Origin of the sequence: Spirosoma sp. SC4-14 (genome assembly GCF_037201965.1) — a bacterium.
In the GTDB taxonomy this organism is placed as follows: Bacteria; Bacteroidota; Bacteroidia; order Cytophagales; family Spirosomataceae; genus Spirosoma.
On sequence record NZ_CP147518.1, the window covers coordinates 952,254 to 975,768 of the forward strand.

Genomic DNA, 23,515 nt, shown 5'->3' on the forward strand with positions numbered 1-23,515 from the left:
AACGAAAAAAAGATCCATAATGCTGGCATCTAATCGTATAAAGTCACCGAATCGGCGCGGATTTTGCTTTTAATACAGGAGAAAACCAGACGGAAAGCCAATTGGCTCAACACTAGCTGGATAGACGGATAGGCTTTTGCCGCTAACTCAGTTTGGCTGGTGTTTCTAAACGTCTTGAGTTTTAAAAACGTTATGCGCTGAGAGCCAGTGACTCACATTTTTTATGGGCATTTGACGCTGTCTTTTGCTCAGGGAAGCTTTGAATTAGCGCTAGAGAAGATAAACAGGCTTTATTGTATGATACCGCACTTTTCAGTAGTGATACCAACATATCGGCAACCGGCACAACTACTAAAGTGTCTGGATGCTTTGGGAAAGCAACGGATTCCCAGGGATCAGTACGAAATTATCGTGGTCGATGATGGAAATTCGCCGGATGTAGCGGCTGCGGTTGCTCTTTTTACGAAACAGATTGCGCAAACGGGAGGCCCCCTCGAAGTTCGGTACTTAGGACAACCTGAGTGGCGTGGACCGGCTGCTGCCCGAAACCGCGGATGGCGGGCTGCCAGAGGACGAATTGTAGCCTTCACCGACGACGATTGTTTGCCACAACCTACCTGGCTGGCTGCTGCCTTAACCAGTTTTCAGCGCGGAGCCCAGGTTATGACGGGGCAACTGCGGTTAACGTTAGCTGATAATGCCACACTCTATAATCCTGCCACACCCTATCTCGAAATGAGTGAGTTCATTTCGGCCAATTGTTTTTGTCGGAAATCGGCGCTGGAACGGGTAGGTGGTTTTGAAGAAGCATTTGATCTGGCCTGGCGTGAGGACAATGATCTGCAGTTTAAATTTATTCAGGCCGGTATTCCCATCAGCAAATGTCCGGAAGCTGTAGTGATTCATCCCATGCAGGAAGATCCCTGGTATACGTCTTTATCGAATGAACGAAAAAATCGGTATGATGCACTGCTATATAAACGCCACCCCGATTTGTTCAGACAGCGCATTGCTGCCGACCGCAGTTTGGTAATTGAGTATTATAGTACCGTGTTTGGGGCAACCATCGGTCTTGCTGGTGCCTTATCGGGAAGTGCGATTACCTCGGCGGTTGGTTTTGGCATATGGGGCATTTTAACCGCTAATTTGTTTATCAATCAACTACCTGACAAGGTTACTGGTACGAGTGTTAAGCAAACAATGCTGACGGCGTTAGCTACACCATTTGTAGCCGTCTATTGGCGACTGTATGGCGCTGTTAAATATAAGGTGTTGTATTGGTAACCGATACTAAAAAATGAAGGGTGGAGAATTCTCCACCCTTCATTTTTTAACAAATCCAAGCTTATTGCTTGATGATTTTAATTGTTTGGCGTTGCAGACCTGTATCGACCTGGAGTAAGTATAGTCCGGCCGCCGGACCTATCCGAAGGCGAATCCGCTCAACCGCCGATGGATGCTGAATGGTTTTTTTGTCTACAAGGTGCCCCTGTTCAGAAACCGTTTGGAGTTGTACGGCCTGGCCGTTTAATCCGTTTATTTCGACGTCTACCGTTTCTTCCTGGGTTGGGTTACCAAATACCTGTAGGCTAATAGTGGGTTTAGCCTCAGCCGATATACGGCTACTGGCATTTGCGCAGGCAGCCAACCAGTTGTAGCTGAAACTAGCCTCACCTGTACTACCCACCTGCGTCGCCTTGAGCGTGATTACCGGATTGTCGGTGTAGAGCTTCAGCGAATAAGGGCCTGCTGTAGTCGTTGGAGGCATCTCGTTCACTACCCAAAATGTAACAGCCTGACCATTTAATCCTGCATACTGCGGGTTGAAACTTACCACCCGTTCGCCCGCACTTACGACCTGACAACTTACGGTACTAACGGCCGTAATTGAAAAATCGGGGCTTGAAATCGGTGGTTCTGGATTCACCGTCAGCATAAAACTCGTGCTGGCCGACAAATTGCCCGGATCGGTAGCTATTACCACTATGGTAGCGGTTCCTTCTGCCGAGGGGCTACCACTGATCGTATTGCCGCTGAAATTCAGCCCTGATGGCAATCCTGTCACCGATAGCGTTAGTGCATCGCCATTGCTGTCGGTAAAGGTATTGGCAGGAATGGCATAACTGAACGCCTGGCCGACTGTGGCTACCTGATTCGGAATCAGATTAGATACAATTGGAGCCACATTGCCCGGTGGAGTGCCATTACAGGCAGCTAACCAGTTGTAGCTGAAACTAGCCTCACCTGCACTACCTACCTGCGTCGCCTTGAGCGTAATTACCGGATTGTCGGTGTATAAAGTCAGCGTATACGGACCAGGGTTGGTGGTTGGTGCCAATTCGTTAACCACCGAGAAACTGATAGGCGACCCATTGGTACCACCGTACTGGGGGGTAAAGCTGAGCCGACGCTGATTGGTCGATAGGGCTTCGCAACTCAGCGTAGTCACGTCCACAATCGAAAAGTTCGGGGTGTTTGGAGTCGGTGTTACCGTGAGCAGGAACGACGTTCCTACCGCTAACCCGCCTGGGTCTACGGCCGTAACCGATACCGAATTGACTCCCGTAACCGTAGGCGTACCGCTGATAAGGCTACCCGTCAGGCTTAACCCTGCTGGTAAATTGTTTGCCGAAAAACTAAGTGGTTGCTGGTCGGGGTCATTGAAATAATTAGTCAGTTCGAGTTGATACGCCTGATTTTGGAGAATTGTCTGGCTGGCAATTCCTGTAGTCGTAGGCGGATGATTGTCGGTATGGCCCGACCCACAGGAAGCCAGCCAATTATAGTTAAATTGGGTTGTTCCATTACCTAACTGATTAGCTACCAATGTAATAGTCGGATTGTCGTTGTACAACCGGAGGGTGTAAGGAGCTGGGTCGGTTGTTGGAGCCATTTCATTCACTACCGAGAACGTAAGCGGGTTGCTATTCAATCCGCTATAAGCTGGCGTAAACGTGACATAGTATTCTCCTCGGTCGGTGTTAACCAGTTGGCAATCAACCATTGTGACGCTGATGATAGCAAAGCCGCCTGGCTGAATGGTCAACACAATTGGCGACGAAGCAGGGCTTGTACAGCTATTCACAGTGCAGGTAGCGCTTAGGGTGTAGTTGCCCGGTTGTGAATAAGTGTATAGGTTGCCATCCGCCGAACCCGATCCGCCGATTGAGATCCAGTTAAGGGTTCCACTGCATCCGGTAGCAGTTACAGATATAGGCTGATTAGTGGTTGATAGCATACTTGGGCTTAAGGCAGGTGCCGTCAGGTTGTTATCCTGAATGACCGTTGCCGAAGCCGTGGCGGTGCAACCGCTGCCACTGGTTAAGGTCACCGAGTAGGTGCCTGCTGCCGAGACGGTGATGGCGGATGTGGTTTCGCCGGTGCTCCACAATACCGAACCGGTGCCGTTAGCCGTCAGCGTAGCCGATGGGTTAGCACAAGTGAGCGTGGTGCTTGTGGGCGTAATGCTGACGGTTGGAGCCGTCTGGTCAGCCTGCACACTGGCACTGGCCGTTGCAGTACAACCACTGCCCGAAGTCAGAGTGACCGAGTAGGTACCCGCTTCGGAGACGGTGATGGCGGATGTGGTTTCACCCGTTGACCACAAGACCGAACCAGTGCCATTGGCCGTCAGGGTAGCCGATGGGTTAGCGCAAGTGAGCGTAGTCGAGGTTGGGGTGATGCTCACCGATGGGGCCGTCTGGTCGGCCTGCACACTAGCCGAAGCCGTTGCAGTACAACCACTGCCCGAAGTCAGAGTGACCGAGTAGGTACCCGCTTCGGAGACGGTGATGGCGGAGGTGGTTTCACCGGTTGACCACAAGACCGAACCGGTGCCATTGGCCGTCAGGGTGGCTGACGGATTGGCGCAAGTGAGCGTAGTCGAGGTTGGGGTAATGCTGACGGTTGGTGCCGTCTGGTCGGCCTGCACACTGGCGTTGGCCGTGGCGGTACAACCACTGCCCGAAGTCAGGGTCACCGAGTAGGTGCCTGCTTCGGAGACGGTGATGGCGGAGGTGGTTTCACCGGTTGACCACAAGACCGAACCGGTGCCATTAGCCGTCAGGGTAACTGATGGGTTGGCACAAGTGAGCGTGGTGGACGAAGGGGTGATGCTCACCGATGGGGCAGTTTGGTCAGCCTGCACACTGGCGTTGGCCGTTGCAGTACAGCCGCTGCCCGAAGTCAGGGTGACCGAGTAGGTACCCGCTTCGGAGACGGTGATGGCCGAGGTGGTTTCACCGGTTGACCATAGCACTGAACCGGTTCCGTTGGCCGTCAGCGTTGCCGATGGGTTGGCACACGTCAATGTAGTCGAGGTTGGGGTGATGCTGACGGTTGGGGCGGTTTGGTCAGCCTGCACACTGGCGTTGGCCGTGGCGGTGCAACCACTGCCACTGGTTAAGGTCACCGAGTAGGTGCCTGCTTCGGAGACGGTGATAGCGGATGTGGTTTCGCCTGTTGACCACAAGACCGAACCGGTGCCATTGGCCGTCAGGGTAGCCGATGGGTTGGCACAAGTGAGCGTGGTGGACGAAGGCGTAATGCTGACGGTTGGTGCTGTCTGGTCAGCCTGCACACTGGCGTTGGCCGTTGCAGTGCAGCCGCTGCCACTTGTGAGGGTGACCGAGTAGGTACCCGCTTCGGAGACGGTGATGGCGGAGGTGGTTTCACCGGTTGACCACAAGACCGAACCGGTGCCATTGGCCGTCAGGGTAGCCGATGGATTGGCGCAAGTGAGCGTAGTCGAGGTTGGGGTGATGCTCACCGATGGTGCCGTCTGGTCAGCCTGCACTGTTGCCGAAGCCGTTGCAGTGCAGCCGCTGCCACTTGTGAGGGTGACCGAGTAGGTACCCGCTTCGGAGACGGTGATGGCGGATGTGGTTTCGCCGGTGCTCCACAGCACTGAACCGGTTCCGTTAGCCGTCAGGGTGGCTGATGGATTGGCGCAAGTGAGCGTAGTCGAGGTTGGGGTAATGCTCACCGATGGGGCTGTCTGATCAGCCTGCACCGATGCCGAAGCCGTGGCGGTACAGCCGCTGCCACTTGTGAGGGTCACCGAGTAGGTACCCGCTGCCGAGACGGTGATAGCGGATGTGGTTTCGCCGGTGCTCCACAAGACCGAACCGGTTCCGTTGGCCGTCAGCGTTGCCGATGGGTTGGCGCAAGTGAGCGTAGTCGAGGTTGGGGTAATGCTCACCGATGGGGCCGTTTGGTCAGCCTGCACACTGGCGTTGGCCGTGGCGGTGCAACCACTGCCACTGGTTAAGGTGACCGAGTAGGTGCCCGCTTCGGAGACCGTGATGGCGGATGTGGTTTCACCGGTTGACCACAAGACCGAACCGGTTCCGTTAGCCGTCAGAGTGGCCGATGGGTTGGCGCAAGTGAGCGTAGTCGAGGTTGGGGTAATGCTGACGGTTGGGGCGGTTTGGTCAGCCTGCACACTGGCACTGGCCGTTGCAGTGCAGCCGCTGCCACTTGTGAGGGTCACCGAGTAGGTACCCGCTTCGGAGACGGTGATAGCGGATGTGGTTTCACCGGTTGACCACAAGACTGAACCTGTGCCATTGGCCGTCAGGGTAGCCGATGGATTGGCACAAGTGAGCGTGGTGGACGAAGGTGTGATGCTCACCGATGGGGCCGTTTGGTCGGCCTGCACACTGGCACTGGCCGTGGCGGTGCAACCACTGCCACTGGTTAAGGTGACCGAGTAGGTGCCCGCTTCGGAGACGGTGATGGCGGATGTGGTTTCGCCGGTTGACCACAATACCGAACCGGTTCCGTTAGCCGTCAGCGTTGCCGATGGGTTGGCACAAGTGAGCGTGGTGGACGAAGGCGTAATGCTGACGGTTGGAGCCGTCTGGTCAGCCTGCACACTGGCACTGGCCGTTGCGGTACAACCACTGCCCGAAGTCAGGGTCACCGAGTAGGTGCCCGCTGCCGAGACGGTGATGGCGGATGTGGTTTCACCGGTTGACCACAAGACCGAACCGGTGCCATTGGCCGTCAGGGTGGCTGATGGGTTGGAGCAAGTGAGCGTAGTGGACGAAGGCGTAATGCTGACGGTTGGTGCCGTCTGGTCGGCCTGCACCGTTGCCGAAGCTGTGGCGGTGCAACCACTGCCACTTGTGAGGGTGACCGAGTAGGTGCCCGCTTCGGAGACGGTAATGGCGGATGTGGTTTCACCCGTTGACCACAAGACCGAACCGGTGCCATTGGCCGTCAGGGTGGCTGATGGATTGGCGCAAGTGAGCGTAGTCGAGGTTGGGGTGATGCTCACCGATGGTGCCGTCTGGTCGGCCTGCACCGATGCCGAAGCTGTGGCGGTACAACCGCTGCCACTTGTGAGGGTCACCGAGTAGGTGCCCGCTTCGGAGACAGTAATGGCCGAAGTGGTTTCACCGGTGCTCCACAAGACCGAACCGGTGCCGTTGGCCGTCAGGGTAACTGATGGGTTGGCACAAGTGAGCGTGGTGGACGAAGGTGTGATGCTCACCGATGGAGCCGTCTGGTCAGCCTGCACACTGGCACTGGCCGTGGCGGTGCAACCGCTGCCACTGGTTAAGGTCACCGAGTAGGTACCTGCTTCGGAGACGGTGATGGCGGATGTGGTTTCACCCGTTGACCATAGCACCGAACCGGTGCCATTAGCTGTCAGGGTAGCCGACGGATTGGCACAAGTCAATGTGGTGCTTGTGGGCGTAATGCTCACCGATGGGGGTGTCTGATCGGCATCAATAGTAACACTAGCCGAAGCCGTGCAACTGCCAGCAGTCGTTAATGTCACGGAATAAGTGCCTGCTGTACTGACGGAGATAACGGAACTGGTCGCGCCTGTATTCCAGTGGATAGAGCCAGTGCCGATGACAGATAAGCTTGCTATAGGGCTGCTACAGGTTAGCGTAGCCGATGTCGGACTGATGCTCACCGAGGGTGGACTAGGAGCCGCATTGATGGAAAAACTTAAATTACGCGTACAGTTAGGATTATCAGTCGAGCGTGCTCGAATAGTATATGATTGATTAGCCGCTAAATTGCTAAACAGGCCACTACTCTGCCATGAGGCTCCATTATTGATAGAATATTCAATTGGTCCATTGCCGGTGGCACTTACACTAATCGTTCCTGTTGTGGTGGCGCAGGTGGGCTGGGTGACATTTGGGAAGCCTCCTCCATACACAAACGTAGGCGCATCAACAATAGTCATTGGGGACGTACTAACGACTGCCGGGCAACTACCACTGGCGGCTACTGTGTAGCTGACTGTATAGCTGCCGGGTGTGCTGAAACTGGATAAAACCTGTCCCGATGCGTTTATTGAGAGTCCAGTGGGGCTGCTGGTGAATATACCGCCACCCTGTCCATAAATGGTTGGAGATGCTGTCTCATTAGTGGATTTACAAAGCGTTGTGCTGGAATAGACAATACTGGCCGAAGCAGGTTGATTAACAATGAGCTGAGCCCCTTCTGAATTGACACTGCCACCCGGCCCCGAAACAACACAGCGGAAATAATAACCTGACACCGACGATGTTGCTGAAACGGTTAATACAGGTGTTGTTACGCCATCAAACTGAGCTGAGTTACCCAGATTTCCCGGTGAGCTAAAGGAACTGTTCGATGATAATTGCCACTGATAATTGGTGGCATTGGTAGCTGCTACGGAAAGACTAACCACAGTGCCTTCACAAACGGTTTGAGAAACGGGCTGGACAGAAACTGTTGGAGGAGACACTATACTTAGCGAGTAAGTGCTGCCTGTTCCCGAACAACCGTTGACATCGGTAGCCCGAACCGTTATCGGAAAACTGCCGCTCTGGGTAGGTGTCCCCGACAAAACGCCTGTAGTGCTGTTTAAACTCAAACCGGTGGGAAGGCTACCGCTGGCCAGACTGTAGCTGTAAGGTGTTGTGCCTCCACTGGCGGTAAAGGTCTGACTAAAAGCGGTGGCTATAACGCCCGTTGTTGTGGTTGGATTAGTGACTGTTACCGTAGCGGTGTTGCTGGCAACTGTCGTACTGGTACTACTAACACACCCACTGGCATTAGCCACCGTGACCGAATACGTGCCCGGACTGCTTACGGTTAGTGTGTTGGTCGGCCCCGGTGTGCCTAACACACCACTGCCGTTTGCAAAGGTATAGCTTGTGCCACCGGTAGCGGTCAGGGTAACACTGGTCAGGGTGCAGCTTAGCGGGCCGTTGTTGGTCAGGCCAGCCGTAGGCAGACTGTTTACTGTTATAGTGGTGGCCGCTCGGGTAGTCTGGCTGTTGTCGCTGATAATCAGTGAGAACGATTGTGTTCCGGTTCCGCTGGCTGTTAGTGCCTGACTAAAGGCAGTACTGGACGTACTCCCTGCTACGGACGTACTGCTGCCATTGGTAAGGGTATAGTTATAATTACCCGTCACGTTGCCTACGGTAGCGGTGAAGCTGATTGGGCTACCCGTACAAACGCTGCTGACTACTGCCGAAAAACTGGCAATAGTGGGTGCTCCAATGGTGTTGGTTAGCGAAAAGGTCGAATTATTGGCTCCCTGAGCTGAAGCGGTAACGCTATAAGGCCCACCTATTGTGCCATTGGCCGTGGCATTGACGGAGGCTTGCCCACCGCTGATTGTAGCGGTCGAAGACAGGCTGGCGCTGGCTCCGCTGGCCGGTGCGGCAAAACTGACGACTCCTCCATCAACGGGTTCACTATTGCTACTGCTGACCGATACCACCAGCGGATTGGCAAAGGCCGTATTGACTACGGTACTCTGGTTGTTGCCACTAGTGACACCCATCGTGAAACCCCTCGATTCGAACGAACCGATGTCGGTAGCACCCACGCGCGCTACTCCGCGCTGATCGGTAGAAGGGGCGCCCGAACTACTCCCGGCATTGATGGCCGGACTACCTGGTAATAGGGCATGGGTCAGCGTAGTACCGCCATAATTGCCTAGAGAAGATAGTAGGGGATTGGTATTGATCAGGTCGCCCGAAGAAGTAGGCGTTAGCGAAGCATCCGTACAAATGTTATTGCCTTGCGATAGAATGGTTTTGGTTCCAGACCCATCGAATTGAGTGCCATTGGCCAGAATACTGTTCTTGAAATTTAGCGTGGCTGAACAATTAACGCCTATATAAAAACCAATTTGGTTGCCTGAAAACGTCGAGTTGGTAGTCGTTATCGTACCGGTATTATTACCATTCATATAAATACCCGCATACGAATTATTGCTAATGGTCGAGTTTTGAATGACTAGTAAAAAACCGGTTGCCCCTCCGTATTCAGTGTCAATGCCATCGCCTGCCGAGTTATTGCTGATGGTTGAGTTGAGAATGTACAGATTAGTTTTATAGACATAAATATGCCCCAGCGACGCCGAGTTATTATCGAGGTTGCAGGCTACCACCGACAGCGATGAAACAGATGTTGTGCTAATTGAACCTGCATCGATAGCTGCTCCATTACCGCTACCACTCCCTCCTTTTGTAAGCGTTAGCCCCGAAAACCAGTTCGATAAATTGTCCCCTTGTATAATAAAAAGCTGGTGTGTATTTGTTTGGCCACTAATGGTAAGCTGACTGGCCCCCGGCCCCGTAATGGCTAAATCGCGGGTGATGTTGGGAAGTGCCGACGATGTATTTATTGTTCCCGTTACACTAAAGCTGATACTTAATGAGCCAGGGCAACTGGTCAATGCATTCGCTTCCTGTATGGCTGCCCGCAACGTACAGACCCCGCCGGAAGTGGCACAGACACCATCGCCCGGATTGGCATCCGTGCCGTCGCCGAGGTTATTCACAATGAAACTAGTGGGGCATGACGACGATAAATACGAAAGCCCCGTTATCTGCGAGGTATTGGAGGGCGTCAGAAAGGTCGCCGTTGCGTTCGTATTGAGATTGATATAGGCTACTTTCGGATCGGTAGCGAGCAGGTCGGATATGTATAACCGATTGTTATCTTTATCCAGGGTAATATCACCAATACTGTAAACAAAACCAGTAGCAAGTTTCGTGTTGCCGGTTCCATCGAGATTGATCCGCCATAAGGCATCGTCGGTGCGGGTGCCGTCGTTATCGTTTACGGCATAATACAGATAATTATTAGCCGCATCAACGGCCATACCGCGTACCGTAACGGTCGTTGATGCCGGTGGTGTTGGCGTTAGAAAAGTTGAAACGGAGCCGTTACTCAGATTAACCGCATAAATCTGGGAACTCCCAAACCGGCGCTCGGCCACAAACATCCGATTATTTGCCAGGTCGAGTTCAATATTACCAGTCGAATAGGCAAATGCTGATCCAACAGCCACATCGCCGGTACCGTTCAGAGTAATCCGGCGTAAATAGTCACTATAGGTACTGCCTGATCCATCGCTGGCCGTATAATACAGATAGTTGTTGGTCTTGTCGATTGCTACACCAGTAGCAATACTGGTCGAAGTTAGAAAGGTTGTCGAAGTGGCGGCTGTGAGGTCTACCGCATAAATCCGGGGCGTAATGGTAACCCGATTTTCGACTATATAAGCCTTATTGCCTGCTTTATCGATAGCCATCGAACCAGGCGAATCGGCAAAATCAGAGATAACGAAGGCTTCGCCTGTTCCGTCGGCGTTTCGTTTTCGTAGCTGATCGTTTCGGGTAGAGGCACTTCCATCATTCAATACGTAATATAACTGCCCGTTGGCTAGGGTTGCGATGCAAATGAATCCGAGCAGCAACCCTGCTACTCTGAATGCTGACAGGTGAAGGTGTCGCGACGGAAGAAAGGGGAGAAAAGAGTAAAGAGAAGTCATACGTAGAGTGCTAAGAGAAGGTTACAAAACGTCAGGTAGAAACGAACAAACCAACCAATAGGCAGTTCCTATAAATAGATCTGCCTATTGGTTGGAACTAAAAAAACACGGATCAACTCCGGCTAGGGAATATGCCATACAGTGCAATACAGTAGTTCATGGTCAGATATGGCTGCATGTTGTTGTGCGGCTGACTACCTCCACTCGTGCTGATTGACATCGGGTTGGCGGTGGTACTGGCAGTAGTGCCATAGGTGTTCACGCTGACGGGCGATTCTGAGTTAGAGTCGACGCCATTCGATACGGCCATAAAATGATTTTCGGGTGAGTTCTGGTTAGCAGACTGAGCCGATGCCATCAGCAGGTGATTATGCATAGGCATCTGAGTGGAGATGAGCGTAACTGTTTCAGAACCTGAGGTTTCTCCCATTTCCCGGTAAGTAAGCCCTGGCCCCTGTCCAAAACCAATGGGTGTACGCCCGCGCAGGTCGGGCAGCGCAAAGGTCGTAATGCCATCTCCACCGTAGGTAGTACCAATCAGCGAAAAAAGTGCCTGGTTTTGTGCAATCGATAGGAGCCTTCCGTCGCAGAAGGCCCAGTTTTTAGGCGGAAAATTGAAGGCAAAGAGTTGAATCTGTCCAATGTAGGGTTCCATGCTTAGTTGTGGTTAAAAGGTTAAAAAGGGAAGGTGATGTGGTTCGCTGAGTGCGTTCCTGATGCTTTAGCCGATGGCTATTGACATGGGCAGATACAAGGCAAAAACGACTCGTTGATTGGAGGGGCTAAATACGGCTGAGCTATTATCAAATGCTACCACATATGTTTCATTGATTACCACATATGTTTCATTTCACTAAAAAATGGCTGATTTAGTACCAACGTCACTGTCAACAAGCTAGTGAGGACAAACTTTAGTATCATCCATTGCCTGCGTAAATCGGTTTCGGCACAATTGGTTTTCGGGTAGCTGTTGTTGCACCGATTGCGTAATAGGCCGGTCGTTAAATGGCCGACCTATCACATAAACCGGGAAAGAAGACACGATAGCTGTTGAGAAATATATGTTCTCGTATAGTGTTCTCAGGGCAGCAATCAGAAAATCGTGCCAGGGACGCTCCGAATCAGTTCTTCCTTGAGCTGCACACTCTGGTCGAGATTTTTGTGGCGCGTAATAATGATGCCCACATTGTAGTAGCCAGCATTATCGTCGAACCGCTCATCGAATGCCAGGATATTGACTGCACCCCGGCCCGATTTTCCTGACGTTGCGCTCATGCGGCCATTGTTAGGGCTAGTTGGGTCATTGGTGTCATTCACAACCGGGCATGGGAAAAACGCATTCACATCTTTCGTGGCATCACTATAATACTTATAGAGTCGGCCATCATTTTTGGTGTCGCCCGTGAGGTGATACTTGTCGGTGGCATAAATAGCTCCGTTCGATTCGGGCATGCAAACAATCAAACCACCTTCATTTTTGGCATAGTCGCCTGTGCCGGGATCTAAACCATAGGCTGTACGGCGTTTATTGCCAAGTTCATTTGGAACGGCCGCAATAATGGCTTCTACACCGGCTGTGAAACCGGCTACCAATGGAGCCATTTCGGGCTGGGCCAGTACGATAGCTCCACCCGCCACGGCGTTGATGATACCCACAATGCCTTTTATGGGCTCCATGTTCACTTTGTCGAAAGAGGCAATACCGGCCGTGTTGTATACCTCAATTTCGTCGCCTTCCAGCACGTTGTCGATAACGATTCCTTTGTCGTCGTTGGCTGGAATAGAAGCCCATACCAGAAAGTACTGAATGGCTTGTCCGTCGCGATCCTGATCGGGGAGCGTTACGGTTGGAGAGAAGGTTACTGCATCGAGAATCATGGGGTTATTTGTTTAGAAACAGGTAAAAAGAGAGAAAATTATCGATGCAAAAGTGTACGGTTCTGTCAGTTTATAAATTAGTATAATAGCCTATTCTCAAATATGGGTAGTTTATAGGGGGACTTCCGGGTTTTTCTGCCTGTTTTCATAAAACAGGTAGTTTTACGGGTGTATGATCTTACCTTATTGCCTTGTTTTGTGTTTATCTCAATCAATTAATTATACAACAATGACCACTGATACAAATAGCATCGATTGGGTGCCTTTTTCCGTTCCGCTCCAAACTGCTCAAACCTGGATTTCAAACTGGATCGATGCTGACCCTACCGGCAAACCGCTCGACCCTACCGAAATGCGTGCTTTTGTTGTGCGTCGGGCCGATTTTGTGGAACTGTTAGCGCAGCAGGATACCGAGTTTGTTCGAATGTATGTAGGGCGGAAAGAAGAGAAAGATGCAGGCCGAATGCGGCCCTGTCTGTTACTGGTATCGGCTGCTTATGAAAGAGATATAAACCCTGATAAACCAGATTCCGACCTTATTGTCGATCTGGTCGGAACCATGACCGTAGCCACAGGCGAAGAAATGTCAGAAGAAACTTATCAGGTATTCGACTTCTCGCATGGTTGCCCCCCCGACTGCGATCCGGGAAGTGATTTGTTTATTGGCCCAGCCGATGAACGTTGTTCTTAATTCTTCTATCTACTCCATGACTGGAAGGCTGTCTGTTTACTAATGGGTATCTGTTAGAAAGCAGGCAGCTTTCGTAAGAAACGAACATCTATGCAGGATTTTTTTCACTGGATGCTCCGCAACGGGTCTTATTTCCTGCTGGTTTCTATCACAATTACGCTCATTCGGATACGTTACCTGACCGGTTGTTTGCGGTATGTCGGTTTGTTTGTGGGGCTGGCGGCTTTAGGGGAAATTGTTTCGCTCATAACGGCAGAATTAAACATTCGTAATCTGCACATTTTACACGTATACACCATTCTCGAATTTAACCTGATTGCTCTCTTCTACCGTAGCTTTTTCGGTCAGTTTTATCCGCGTTGGCTGGTGCCAGCCTTGATGCTGGGTTTCACAGGATTTGCTGTTCTGAATAGCCTGTTACTACAGCCGCTCAACCGGTACAATACCTACGCACGCGGGTTAGAAGCCCTGCTGGTGATGGCCATGGCGCTGCTGTGTTTTTATAAGATGCTCACGGAACTATCGGCCAAACGACTCGACAAACATCCGGTTTTCTGGATCAATACGGGTTACCTGCTTTATTTTGCCGGAAGCCTGTTTTTTCTGATTCTGAGCAATGCCGTAATTACAGATTCGAATCGAGCGCTTATATTGATGGTTTTCGGACTACATTCGTTTCTGATGGTCCTGATGCACCTCTTGATTAGCGTAGGTTTATGGTTCAGTCCGAGGCTTCGGTAGATTTATACGTGCTTGTTTTTGGCGGAGCGCTGGCGCTTTCGCTGTTGGTGGCAGGTGTTGTTGGCTTTGTACTTCTGTACCAGAAACGGGTTTCTGAACAGGAGTTGCTCGTTAAGCAAATGGAATTGAACTATCAACAGGAAGTGGTTTACCGGACCCTTGATGCCGTAGAGGACGAGCGAAAGCGGGTGGCCCGCGACCTTCACGATGAAGTAGGAGCCGCTCTGTCGGCGATGCGCTTGCTGGTAGGGCAACTGGCGCAGATTGTTCCGCCCAACGCCGAAACAACCGATCTAACTACCCGATTCAAAGGCGTTATCGACAATACGATGGATAGCGTTCGGCGTATCTCGAACGACTTATTACCGCAGGGGCTCGACGAACTGGGACTGACCTATGCCCTCGAAGGACTGTGCGAGAATGCAATGGATATTGCCGACATGAATGTAGAGTTGGCCGTCGATCCGGCTATTGTGCTCCCGGCCCGCGCCAACCTGATTGTTTACCGGCTGGTGCAGGAGTTGCTCAACAATGCCATCAAACATGCCGACGCTACCGATATTCAACTTAGTCTGAGTCAGCAAAATGATCGGCTAATGCTGCTCTATACCGACAATGGTAAAGGGTTTAATTATGAGCAGGCTTACCAGAAACGGAGCCTGGGGCTGAAAAATATTGAAACGCGTGCGCAGATGCTTCGCGGAACGGTGGTGTTCGATACACAACCGGGGCAGGGCTTACGCGTAACGGCTATTATTCCCGTAAAAAATTAACTATGAGTCTGATTAAAGTAGCTATTGCCGACGATCAGGTATTGTTCCGAAAAGGTATGATGGCCATTGTCGATACCTTCGACGGAATGGCCATTACGCTCGAAGCCGACAATGGCCGTATGCTACTCGATGCACTGGCAACGGTCGATCCGTTGCCCGATGTGGTGCTGCTCGACCTGTCGATGCCGGAGCTAAATGGCGTCGAAACCACCAAACTTATTCATAAAGACTACCCGACGCTGAAAATCATTATTCTGTCAGTATATGGCGAAGATCGCTTCGTAACACATCTGATGGATTTGGGCGTTAATGCGTATCTATTTAAAAACGCCGAACCGCTCGAAGTCGAACGGGCGATTCGGGCGGTGATCGAAACCGACTTTTATTTCAACGAAGCCTTTCTATCGGCGCTTAAAAACCGAATGCTCGTAAAAAAGCCCCGCCGGTTGCTTACCGACGACTTACCGGCTACGCTGACGGCCCGCGAAATTGAGGTACTGAATCTGATCTGCAAACAACTGACGGCTCCCGAAATTGCCGAACGCTTGAGCGTGAGTATCCGAACGGTAGACGGGCACCGGGCCAACCTGCTCGAAAAAACCAACTCCCGCAACACGGCCGGATTGGTGTTGTTCGCGATCAAGAATCGCCTACTCGACCCGGCCGATCTGCTCTGACATACTGGTTGAATGATTGAATGATTGAATTGTTGAATGATTCGCTGTAATTCAACAATTCAACAATTCAACAATTCAACAATTCAACAATTCAATCATTCAATCATTCAACAATTCAACAATTCAACAATTCAACAATTCAACAATTCAACAATTCAACAATTCAATCATTCAATCATTCAATCATTCAATCTTCTATTTGCTGATTACGTTCGTCGTTGAGCTGATCGTTCAGATTCAGGGCGGCACTGATCAGGCCCAGATGCGTGAATGCCTGCGGAAAATTGCCCAGATGTTCGCCACAAAAGCCCAGTTGTTCGGCATAAAGGCCAAGGTGATTGGCATAGCCCAGCATCTTCTCAAAATACAACCGGGCTTTATATAATTGCCCCGAACGCGACAGGCACTCGACGTACCAGAACGTACACATCGAAAAAGTACCTTCTCCCCCTTTTAGGCCATCAATTTTTGAGTCGGGGCGATACCGATAAACGAGCGAGTCGGATACGAGTTGTTCTTCAATCTGTTTCAGTGTAGAAAGCCAGCGAGGATCTTTGGGGCTAATGAATCGGACCAGCGGCATCAGCAGTGTGGCTGCATCGACTGTTTCGGCTCCTTTATATTGCACAAAAGCCTGAAGTTTTTCATTCCAGAAATCATGATGAATCGACTGGAAAATGTCATCGCGTACATCCACCCATAGCGGAGGTAACGGGTAGGAATGCATATTGCCAATTTTTATGGCCCGGTCGATGGCTACCCAGCACATAAGCCGGGAGTAAATAAATTCACGTTGCCCGCCCCGTACTTCCCAAATGCCCTGATCGGGACGCTGCCAGTTGTCGCAAACCCACTCGACCTGGTGGCAAATCGCCTGCCAGAAGCTATACGAAATACGCTCGCCATACTTATCGTACAGATAGATGGAGTCGAGTAGTTCGCCATAAATATCGAGCTGAACCTGCTTATGAGCTGCATTGCCAATCCTGACCGGCGAAGACCCTTTGTAGCCTTTCAGTGAGGACAGCTCAATTTCCTGGAGGTCTTTCTGACCATCGATGGTGTACATCAGTCTCAACAGGCCGGCCTGATTGATGTCGTTGCACTGACGTTCAACCCAGGCCATAAACTGACCGGCTTCTTTCAGATAGCCTAGCCGAATCAGCGTGTAGACCGTGAAAGAAGCATCCCTGATCCAGGTATAGCGATAATCCCAGTTGCGGCTTCCACCAATTTCTTCGGGCAGGCTGAAGGTAGGTGCTGCTACGGGAGCGCCATATTCGGAGGAAGTCATGAGCTTCAGCACCAGGGCCGATCGGTGGACAACCTCCATCCAGCGCCCTCGATAGGTGGACTGATCGATCCAGTTTTTCCAGTAGGTGACCGTTTCTTCCAGCCGCTTTTCAACAAATTTGTCGAGGTTGTCGAGTGGTGTATTGGTTTCGGTAACCAACTCCAGAGAGAAATCGGCGTGTTCGTTGCTGGCCAGGGTAAACTCGGCATACCCATCGCCATCCTGTAATGTAAGGGGTACGGTGCTCACCAGACGAAGAACCGTTTTGTCGTCGCCGTTGCTACGAAAAATCAGTTCGTGCGAATGGTGTTCGGTTTTATGAGTGCTGCGGGCATAATTAAACCGGGGTATACAGCGCATTCGATAGGTTAGTTTCCCCCGCACAGTTGTGATGCGCCGGATAATGGCATTGCCCGGATATTCGCTTTCGACGGGCATAAAGTCGGTTAGTTCGCCCACTCCTTCCGACGATAGGAAGCGGGTGAGCAGCACATTTGTATCGGGCAAATACAACTGCTTGTTTTTGACCGACTCCGAAACCGGATAAATCTGAAAACATCCCCCTTTCTGGTCATCGAGCAGAGCGGCAAAAACAGATGGCGAGTCAAAACGCGGAAAGCACAAATGATCGATGGAGCCTTTCATACTCACTAAGGCAACCGTGTTCAGATCGCCAATAATACCATAATCTTCGATGGGGGAATAAGCCATATAATGCTCAGAATTAGATGTTAGAGGTTAGATACTGGTCACTGGATGCTGAATGTTAGATACTGCAATGCAGCAGTTCGGCATTTGATGTCCGGCGTCCGGTATCTTTCTGTAACTATTTGTAGCGCTTCCGGTTTGACATCAGACAAGATACTTACATTATAATGACAACCCGTCTTCGTGAATATTGGCAGCTTTTACGGGAATCGCTCTGGTTTGTACCAGCTCTGTTGGTTTTCGGTTCGTTCGGATTAGCCTACGCACTTATCCAGTTTGACGCCCATACGGCCTGGCAGGGGCAAAAACAGTTTCCCTTATTATTTGGCACAGGTGCCGAAGGTTCACGGGGTATGCTAACCGCCATTGCCAGTTCTATGCTTACAGTGGCAGCTCTGGCTTTTTCACTGACGCTGGCAACCATTACCCAGGTGAGTAGTCAGTATTCGCCAAGGGTACTGCGAAATTTTATGCGCGACCGGATCAACCAGGTCGTAATGGGTTATTTCATTGCCGTTTTTACCTACTGCCTGGTTGTTTTGGGCACAATTCGGGGCACCGACGAACAGAAGTTTGTTCCGGCAACGGCGGTGCTGGTTGGCCTGGTGCTGGCGCTGGGGGGCGTGGCGGCTCTCATCTTTTTTATTCATCACATTGCCGAGTCGCTTCAGACTGGAACCATCGTTCAGCATATTTTCTATGAAACCACAAACGCCATTGAAAAAATGTTTCCCGACCGTTTTGGCGAACCAATCGACGATCCCCGTAAAGCCGAAGCGGCCTTGCGCTATGCCGATGAACAAACTGGTTGGGAGCCCGTCCTGAGTCATCAGGTCGGTTATTTGCAACAAATCAATACCGATGGGTTGCTCAACTGGGCGAAAAAACACCAGGTTGTGCTGCGCATTGAGGAGCCAATGGGCGCTTTTGTGGGCGAAGGAACCGTGTTGTTTAGCGTTCGCAGCGATATGGAACGCCCCGATCCGGCCGAAGCCGATTGGCCCGACGATCTGGTAAGTTATGTGAGTATTGGCCGTCATCGCAATATTGAGCAGGATATTGGATTTGGCATTCAGCAACTGGTCGATATTGCCCTGAAAGCACTTTCGCCCGGCATCAACGATACCACCACAGCCATCATGGCAGTCGACTATCTGGGTGCTATTGGGGAGCTACTGGCCCGGCGCGAATTTCCGGCCCGTCTTCGTTCCGATGGGCAACATTTGCGGGTACTGGTCCGGGCCACCGATTTCAATAAATACATGCGGTTGATGTTCGATTTGACACGCATCAATGCAAAAGGCAATTATGCGGTGTTCAGGCGGTTGTTGCGGGCGCTGGTCTTGGTTGCCAAAGCAATTTGCGAAGCCGACCGAAGTGAAGTGCTGCGTGAACAGGCCGATTTGTTGATGGATCTGGCTAATGAAACGCTTGCCACCGATTATGAAAAACAGCAGCTACGACCTTTATATAAGGAGTTGAAAGTTACTCTTAACGAAAATATATAAGGTAACTTGCTGATAAATAATCGTTTGGTTTGCGCTGGAAACTATATTGCCTTAGGTGGGTTGATGCAATATAGTGTTACCATTTGTTTTAGAAATAAACCAGGCAGCCACTATGGACGAGTTTGTTGTCAGGAAGGAAATACGAATCAGCGCGGAACCTGAGCAGGTTTGGGATGCCTTGACAAATCCGGCGAAAACAAAAAAATATTTCTTTAACTGTGAAGTGTTTTCCGACTGGGAAGTTGGCAGTGCAATACGATTTATTGGTACGGTACTGCTGATTAAGAAAATCGAGATGAACGGGATTATTCTGGAAATTGAACCGAATCGGCTGTTGAAATATAGTCTGACAAATGCGGATGATAGCGATGATCCGGCAAATTTTTCGACTGTTACAGATACGTTGTCCTATGAAAATGGCGAAACTATTCTCCGTATTACGGATAATGTTGGCCAGGGTAAAGGAGCCGAAGAACGCTATCGTCGATCCGAAAAAGGATGGGATACGATTCTGAAAGGCCTGAAAGATGTAGTAAATGACAGCAAAGCGCCCTGATCTTCTACCAGGGCGCTTTGCTGTCATTTACTACCGGGGCGGATTGCCGTTGGTGGTAGTGTCGCCCTGGCTCATGTTGTTACGTCGGTTTTTTCGATTCCGTTTGTCCGATGCCTTGTTCATACCGTTCGACCGTTTCATGTCACTTCTGCGGTTGGCTCCTGTCGTTTGCATACCATAAGAGGTTCCATTCGTAGAATCGACCGTACCCGTTGAGGTAGCGGATGTACCATTTTGCCTGGCCGATCCATTGGTGCCATTGCCCGTTCCGCTGTGGCCTTGCGCTCGTACTCCAAAGCTGGTTGCTATCAGCAACATAGCTCCAATCATTCCCTTTTTCATAGCATTGAGAGTAAGTCATATGTGTGCTTTAAACGACCAATAGCAGAAATTAGCCCGGAAAAGTCGGCGTTGTGAGAATATGGACCCTAACCCGATCCGCTTCTGGCTGGAAATGCAATAGCCCACGAGCTGAGAGTTACGTAAATACTTGATGGTAAGAGCATTCTAAGAAAATTCTAAGGGGCTTTTAAGCTGGTTCTCAGGCTTGTGCGGGAGTTTTGCCGCATAAACAAACTCAACGCGATATGAAAAAACTAATGATGGTCAGTGCGCTGCTACTGATGGCAGGGCTGGCGCAAGCACAGAATGTTACAGTCGACGCCGACAAAAAACTAAACACTGATTTCAGTAAATATAAAACGTATGCCTGGACATCGCAGGTCGATAGTAAACTGGATGAAGGCTATTATTTTCTGAATGATCTGGTCCTTAAAGACCGAATTCGCAATGCCGTACGCTTTGCTATGGACGGTCGTGGGTATAAATTCTCGCGTCAGTCGCCCGATTTGCTGGTTAATTTCCGTGTATTCGAAAAACCAACAACCATTAAAGGCTATACCGGTTACGGGACTACCTACTTTGGGACAAATGAAGTACGGGAACCCGAAGATCAAACCACGTTCAATGTAAAAGCCGGATCGTTGATTTTGAATCTGGTCGATACCAAAACGGGGCGGGTTGTCTGGCGTGGACTGGCCTCAGGGTTGACCAATGATAACGGGTTCGATCGGCAGGAAAACAAAATCAAGCAGGCGGTAAATCTGATCTTCGATAAATTTGGCTATCGTGCCGATCAGTATTCTTCTCGCTAAGTCATAGATTTTCAGAGAATTTGCTGCGGGAGGTTAATAAAAGTTGAGTCGCCAAAGGGCCTGTTCACTATGTTGTCTGTATAGTACCTACTCCGTACCAGACAGCCTGGTGGGCAGGCTTCTTTGTATGAATAGTAAGGGCTGCTGCGCCAATGGTATTAGCTCTCAACTGGAAAACCATCTGCCTACACTAAGTATACCAACGCATCTCAGCACTTAAGAGTATGGTCGACAGCCCTTTTTACCCACTTGTCCGCTAAGGTTAAGCAATAATTGATGCTCATGGGCACATTTGTAGCAATCCTGTTGTTTATTGGGTAATTTTGAGTTTTACAGTCAGGGTGAATTACTAATGAGATGAGCCATTTGCAACAGTCCTTTTCGGTTCGATTCGAGTATAACGTTTTCTTTACCGAAAAGCTTTTTAATACAACCAATCCGCTACTTGCCGATTTTTTTGCCCAACAGGCCAGCGAAACCCGAAAAAAAATTCTGTTCGTGATCGATTCGGGCGTTGTGGCAACCCATCCTGACCTGCTATCCGACATTAAAACGTATTTCGCGCAATATGCCGATCTGGTTGATCTGATTCCTGATTTGATCGTGATTCCAGGAGGGGAAATTTCTAAAAATGAACCTGCTCTGGTCGATCAGCTAGTCGATGCCGTTGACCGATACGGAGTCGACCGGCATTCCTATATGATAGCGCTGGGGGGTGGTTCGGTGCTCGATATGGTGGGATTTGCAGCCGCTATTTCGCACCGCGGTATTCGTCATATCCGGATTCCGACTACCGTTCTGTCGCAGAACGATTCGGGCGTTGGCGTTAAAAACAGCGTTAACTACCGGGGCAAGAAAAACTTCCTGGGTACGTTTGTGCCACCTGTTGCCGTATTTAACGACAGTGATTTTCTGACTACGCTCGATGACCGCGACTGGCGGTCGGGTATTTCCGAAGCTATCAAAGTAGCATTGATTAAAGATGTTGCGTTTTTTGGCTGGATTGAGTCGAATGCCGAAGCACTGGCTGCGCGCGATATGACAAGCATGCAGTATCTGGTTCACCGGTGTGCGCAGATGCACCTTGAGCATATTGCCAGTGGCGACCCATTTGAAATGGGGTCGTCGCGTCCGTTGGATTTTGGCCATTGGAGCGCTCACAAACTGGAGCAGCTCACCAATTTTGAGTTGCGTCATGGCGAAGCCGTTGCCATCGGTATTGCACTGGATAGCCTGTATTCGCAGCAGATTGGCTGGCTGACCGATGCTGATACCACCCGGATTCTGACTACACTGCGTACACTTGGTTTCTCGCTTTATCAGCCTATGCTCGATGCGAACAACAGTGAAGGCATATTGAAAGGGCTTTCGGAATTTCGTGAACACCTCGGTGGACAGCTTACCATCATGTTATTGCAGGGAATCGGGAAAGGAGTAGAAGTGCACGAAATCGATGCCGACCGCGTGCGTCGCTCCATTGCTACATTGAAAGAACAGGAGCAATCGGTTCAACTGGTATGAAAACAGCGCTTGGACACCTCGGTTACTGCACCAATATCCATACGGGCGAAACCTGGACCGATCACTTTACGGCACTTCAACAGGCAATTCCGGCGCTGAAACAACGACTGTCGCCCGAGGCTCCCCTCGGCATTGGTCTGCGCCTGTCGGATATTGCCAGTGAAGAACTCGAACAACCCGAAAACCTGGTTGCCTTTCAGCACTGGCTGACGCAAAACGATTGCTATGTGTTTACCATGAATGGCTTTCCGTTCGGCGGTTTCCACAATACGGTTGTGAAAGATCAGGTGCATACGCCCGACTGGACTACCGAAGCACGGGTCGAGTACACAAAACGATTGTTCCGGATTTTGTCGGTACTGTTACCCGTCGATGAGCTAGGCAATGCCATTCAGGGTGGGGTGTCAACATCGCCCCTGTCCTATCGGCATTGGTTCGAGTGGGAGCAACCTGCTGCCCGCGATTACATTTTTTCGCTGACAACCCAGAATGTTCTCGAAGTCGTTGCCGAACTGATTCATCTCCGCAAACAGACCGACCGACTTATGCACCTCGATCTGGAACCAGAACCCGATGGAGTTATTGAAACGGCCGACGAGTTTATTGCCTGGTTTACGGATTATCTGTTGCCGATGGGTATCGAACAACTGACCGCTCAATTCGGCCTCACCGACGAAGAGGCCGAAGCCCGCATTTGCGAACATGTGCGCTTATGTTACGACGTGTGCCATTTTGCGGTTGGATATGAGCGCCCTGCCGAAGTGCTCGATAAACTCAAAAAATATGGCCTTCGGGTTGGTAAAATTCAGGTGAGCGCGGCTTTAAAAGCTGAGTTTCCCAACGACCAGGCCGGAAAAGAACAGGTTCGGAAAGCCTTTGAGCAATTTAACGAATCTACCTATCTGCACCAGGTTGTAGCCCGGACACAAGCCGGTGACCTGCTGCGTTTTCCGGATTTGCCCGAAGCACTGGCGGGCTTTACTGATGCGCAGGCCGAGTGGAGGGCTCATTTCCATGTCCCCCTGTTTGTTGCTGATTATGGCCTATTGAAATCGACGCAGGATGATATTCGGGAGGTATTGCAATTGCAGGCCGAACGACACTTTACGAACCAACTGGAAGTTGAAACCTATACATGGGGTGTCTTGCCCGACGAACTGAAACTGAATCTGGTCGATTCAATTGAGCGGGAAATGAAGTGGGTGATCGATCAGCTAGACTAATTAAA

The 23,515-nt window shown here is 50.7% G+C and carries 15 protein-coding genes; 10 read left to right on the plus strand and 5 right to left on the minus strand.

Annotated features, from left to right (window positions below):
* Positions 1-297: 297 nt before the first annotated feature.
* A complete protein-coding gene (locus WBJ53_RS03925) occupies positions 298-1,284 on the plus strand; it encodes a glycosyltransferase (protein WP_338874747.1) in 987 nt (328 codons plus the stop codon).
* Between the two features lie 61 nt (positions 1,285-1,345).
* Here the strand turns inward: WBJ53_RS03925 and WBJ53_RS03930 are convergent, their stop codons facing one another.
* From WBJ53_RS03930 to WBJ53_RS03940, 3 genes are all read right to left on the minus strand, one after another.
* Positions 1,346-10,786 (minus strand): putative Ig domain-containing protein, encoded by a 9,441-nt coding sequence (locus tag WBJ53_RS03930; protein WP_338874748.1) that lies wholly within the window; start codon positions 10,784-10,786, stop codon positions 1,346-1,348.
* A 112-nt stretch (positions 10,787-10,898) separates the two neighbouring features.
* Entirely contained in the window at positions 10,899-11,441 is a 543-nt protein-coding gene (locus WBJ53_RS03935) for a tail fiber protein (protein ID WP_338874749.1), read from the minus strand.
* 437 nt (positions 11,442-11,878) lie between these two features.
* Positions 11,879-12,664: a hypothetical protein gene (locus WBJ53_RS03940; protein WP_338874750.1), complete on the minus strand. Its 786-nt coding sequence runs from the start codon at positions 12,662-12,664 to the stop codon at positions 11,879-11,881.
* Between the two features lie 229 nt (positions 12,665-12,893).
* Between WBJ53_RS03940 and WBJ53_RS03945 the strand changes: the two genes are divergently transcribed.
* The 4 genes from WBJ53_RS03945 to WBJ53_RS03960 all read left to right on the plus strand — a co-directional run bounded on the left by WBJ53_RS03945 (position 12,894) and on the right by WBJ53_RS03960 (position 15,546).
* Positions 12,894-13,355: a hypothetical protein gene (locus tag WBJ53_RS03945; protein WP_338874751.1), complete on the plus strand. Its 462-nt coding sequence runs from the start codon at positions 12,894-12,896 to the stop codon at positions 13,353-13,355.
* A gap of 90 nt (positions 13,356-13,445) precedes the next feature.
* On the plus strand, positions 13,446-14,096 hold the full coding sequence (locus tag WBJ53_RS03950; protein ID WP_338874752.1) for a hypothetical protein: 651 nt from the start codon (positions 13,446-13,448) through the stop codon (positions 14,094-14,096).
* A complete protein-coding gene (locus WBJ53_RS03955; protein ID WP_338874753.1) occupies positions 14,072-14,869 on the plus strand; it encodes a sensor histidine kinase in 798 nt (265 codons plus the stop codon). The genes WBJ53_RS03950 and WBJ53_RS03955 overlap by 25 nt, the downstream gene beginning before the upstream one ends.
* Positions 14,870-14,871: 2 nt before the next feature.
* The gene (locus WBJ53_RS03960) at positions 14,872-15,546 is read left to right on the plus strand and encodes a response regulator transcription factor (RefSeq protein WP_338874754.1); all 675 of its coding nucleotides are present in this window, start codon (positions 14,872-14,874) and stop codon (positions 15,544-15,546) included.
* A 187-nt stretch (positions 15,547-15,733) separates the two neighbouring features.
* On the opposite strand, the gene WBJ53_RS03965 is transcribed toward WBJ53_RS03960, so the two are convergent.
* The gene (locus WBJ53_RS03965; RefSeq protein ID WP_338874755.1) at positions 15,734-17,551 is read right to left on the minus strand and encodes a glycoside hydrolase family 15 protein; all 1,818 of its coding nucleotides are present in this window, start codon (positions 17,549-17,551) and stop codon (positions 15,734-15,736) included.
* 164 nt (positions 17,552-17,715) lie between these two features.
* Between WBJ53_RS03965 and WBJ53_RS03970 the strand changes: the two genes are divergently transcribed.
* On the plus strand, positions 17,716-19,056 hold the full coding sequence (locus WBJ53_RS03970) for a DUF2254 domain-containing protein (protein WP_338874756.1): 1,341 nt from the start codon (positions 17,716-17,718) through the stop codon (positions 19,054-19,056).
* Between the two features lie 112 nt (positions 19,057-19,168).
* Positions 19,169-19,612, plus strand: a complete 444-nt coding sequence (locus tag WBJ53_RS03975; RefSeq protein WP_338874757.1) for an SRPBCC domain-containing protein — start codon at positions 19,169-19,171, stop codon at positions 19,610-19,612.
* A 30-nt stretch (positions 19,613-19,642) separates the two neighbouring features.
* On the opposite strand, the gene WBJ53_RS03980 is transcribed toward WBJ53_RS03975, so the two are convergent.
* Positions 19,643-19,954 carry a hypothetical protein gene (locus WBJ53_RS03980; RefSeq protein WP_338874758.1) on the minus strand — a complete coding sequence of 104 codons (312 nt, stop codon included), beginning with the start codon at positions 19,952-19,954 and terminating at the stop codon, positions 19,643-19,645.
* A gap of 245 nt (positions 19,955-20,199) precedes the next feature.
* Between WBJ53_RS03980 and WBJ53_RS03985 the strand changes: the two genes are divergently transcribed.
* The 3 genes from WBJ53_RS03985 to eboE all read left to right on the plus strand — a co-directional run bounded on the left by WBJ53_RS03985 (position 20,200) and on the right by eboE (position 23,510).
* Positions 20,200-20,766, plus strand: coding sequence for a DUF4136 domain-containing protein (locus WBJ53_RS03985; protein ID WP_338874759.1), 567 nt, complete (start codon positions 20,200-20,202; stop codon positions 20,764-20,766).
* A 357-nt stretch (positions 20,767-21,123) separates the two neighbouring features.
* Positions 21,124-22,287: a 3-dehydroquinate synthase gene (locus WBJ53_RS03990; RefSeq protein ID WP_338874760.1), complete on the plus strand. Its 1,164-nt coding sequence runs from the start codon at positions 21,124-21,126 to the stop codon at positions 22,285-22,287.
* Entirely contained in the window at positions 22,284-23,510 is a 1,227-nt protein-coding gene (gene eboE / locus WBJ53_RS03995; RefSeq protein WP_338874761.1) for a metabolite traffic protein EboE, read from the plus strand. The genes WBJ53_RS03990 and eboE overlap by 4 nt, the downstream gene beginning before the upstream one ends.
* The last annotated feature ends 5 nt before the right edge of the window (positions 23,511-23,515 follow it).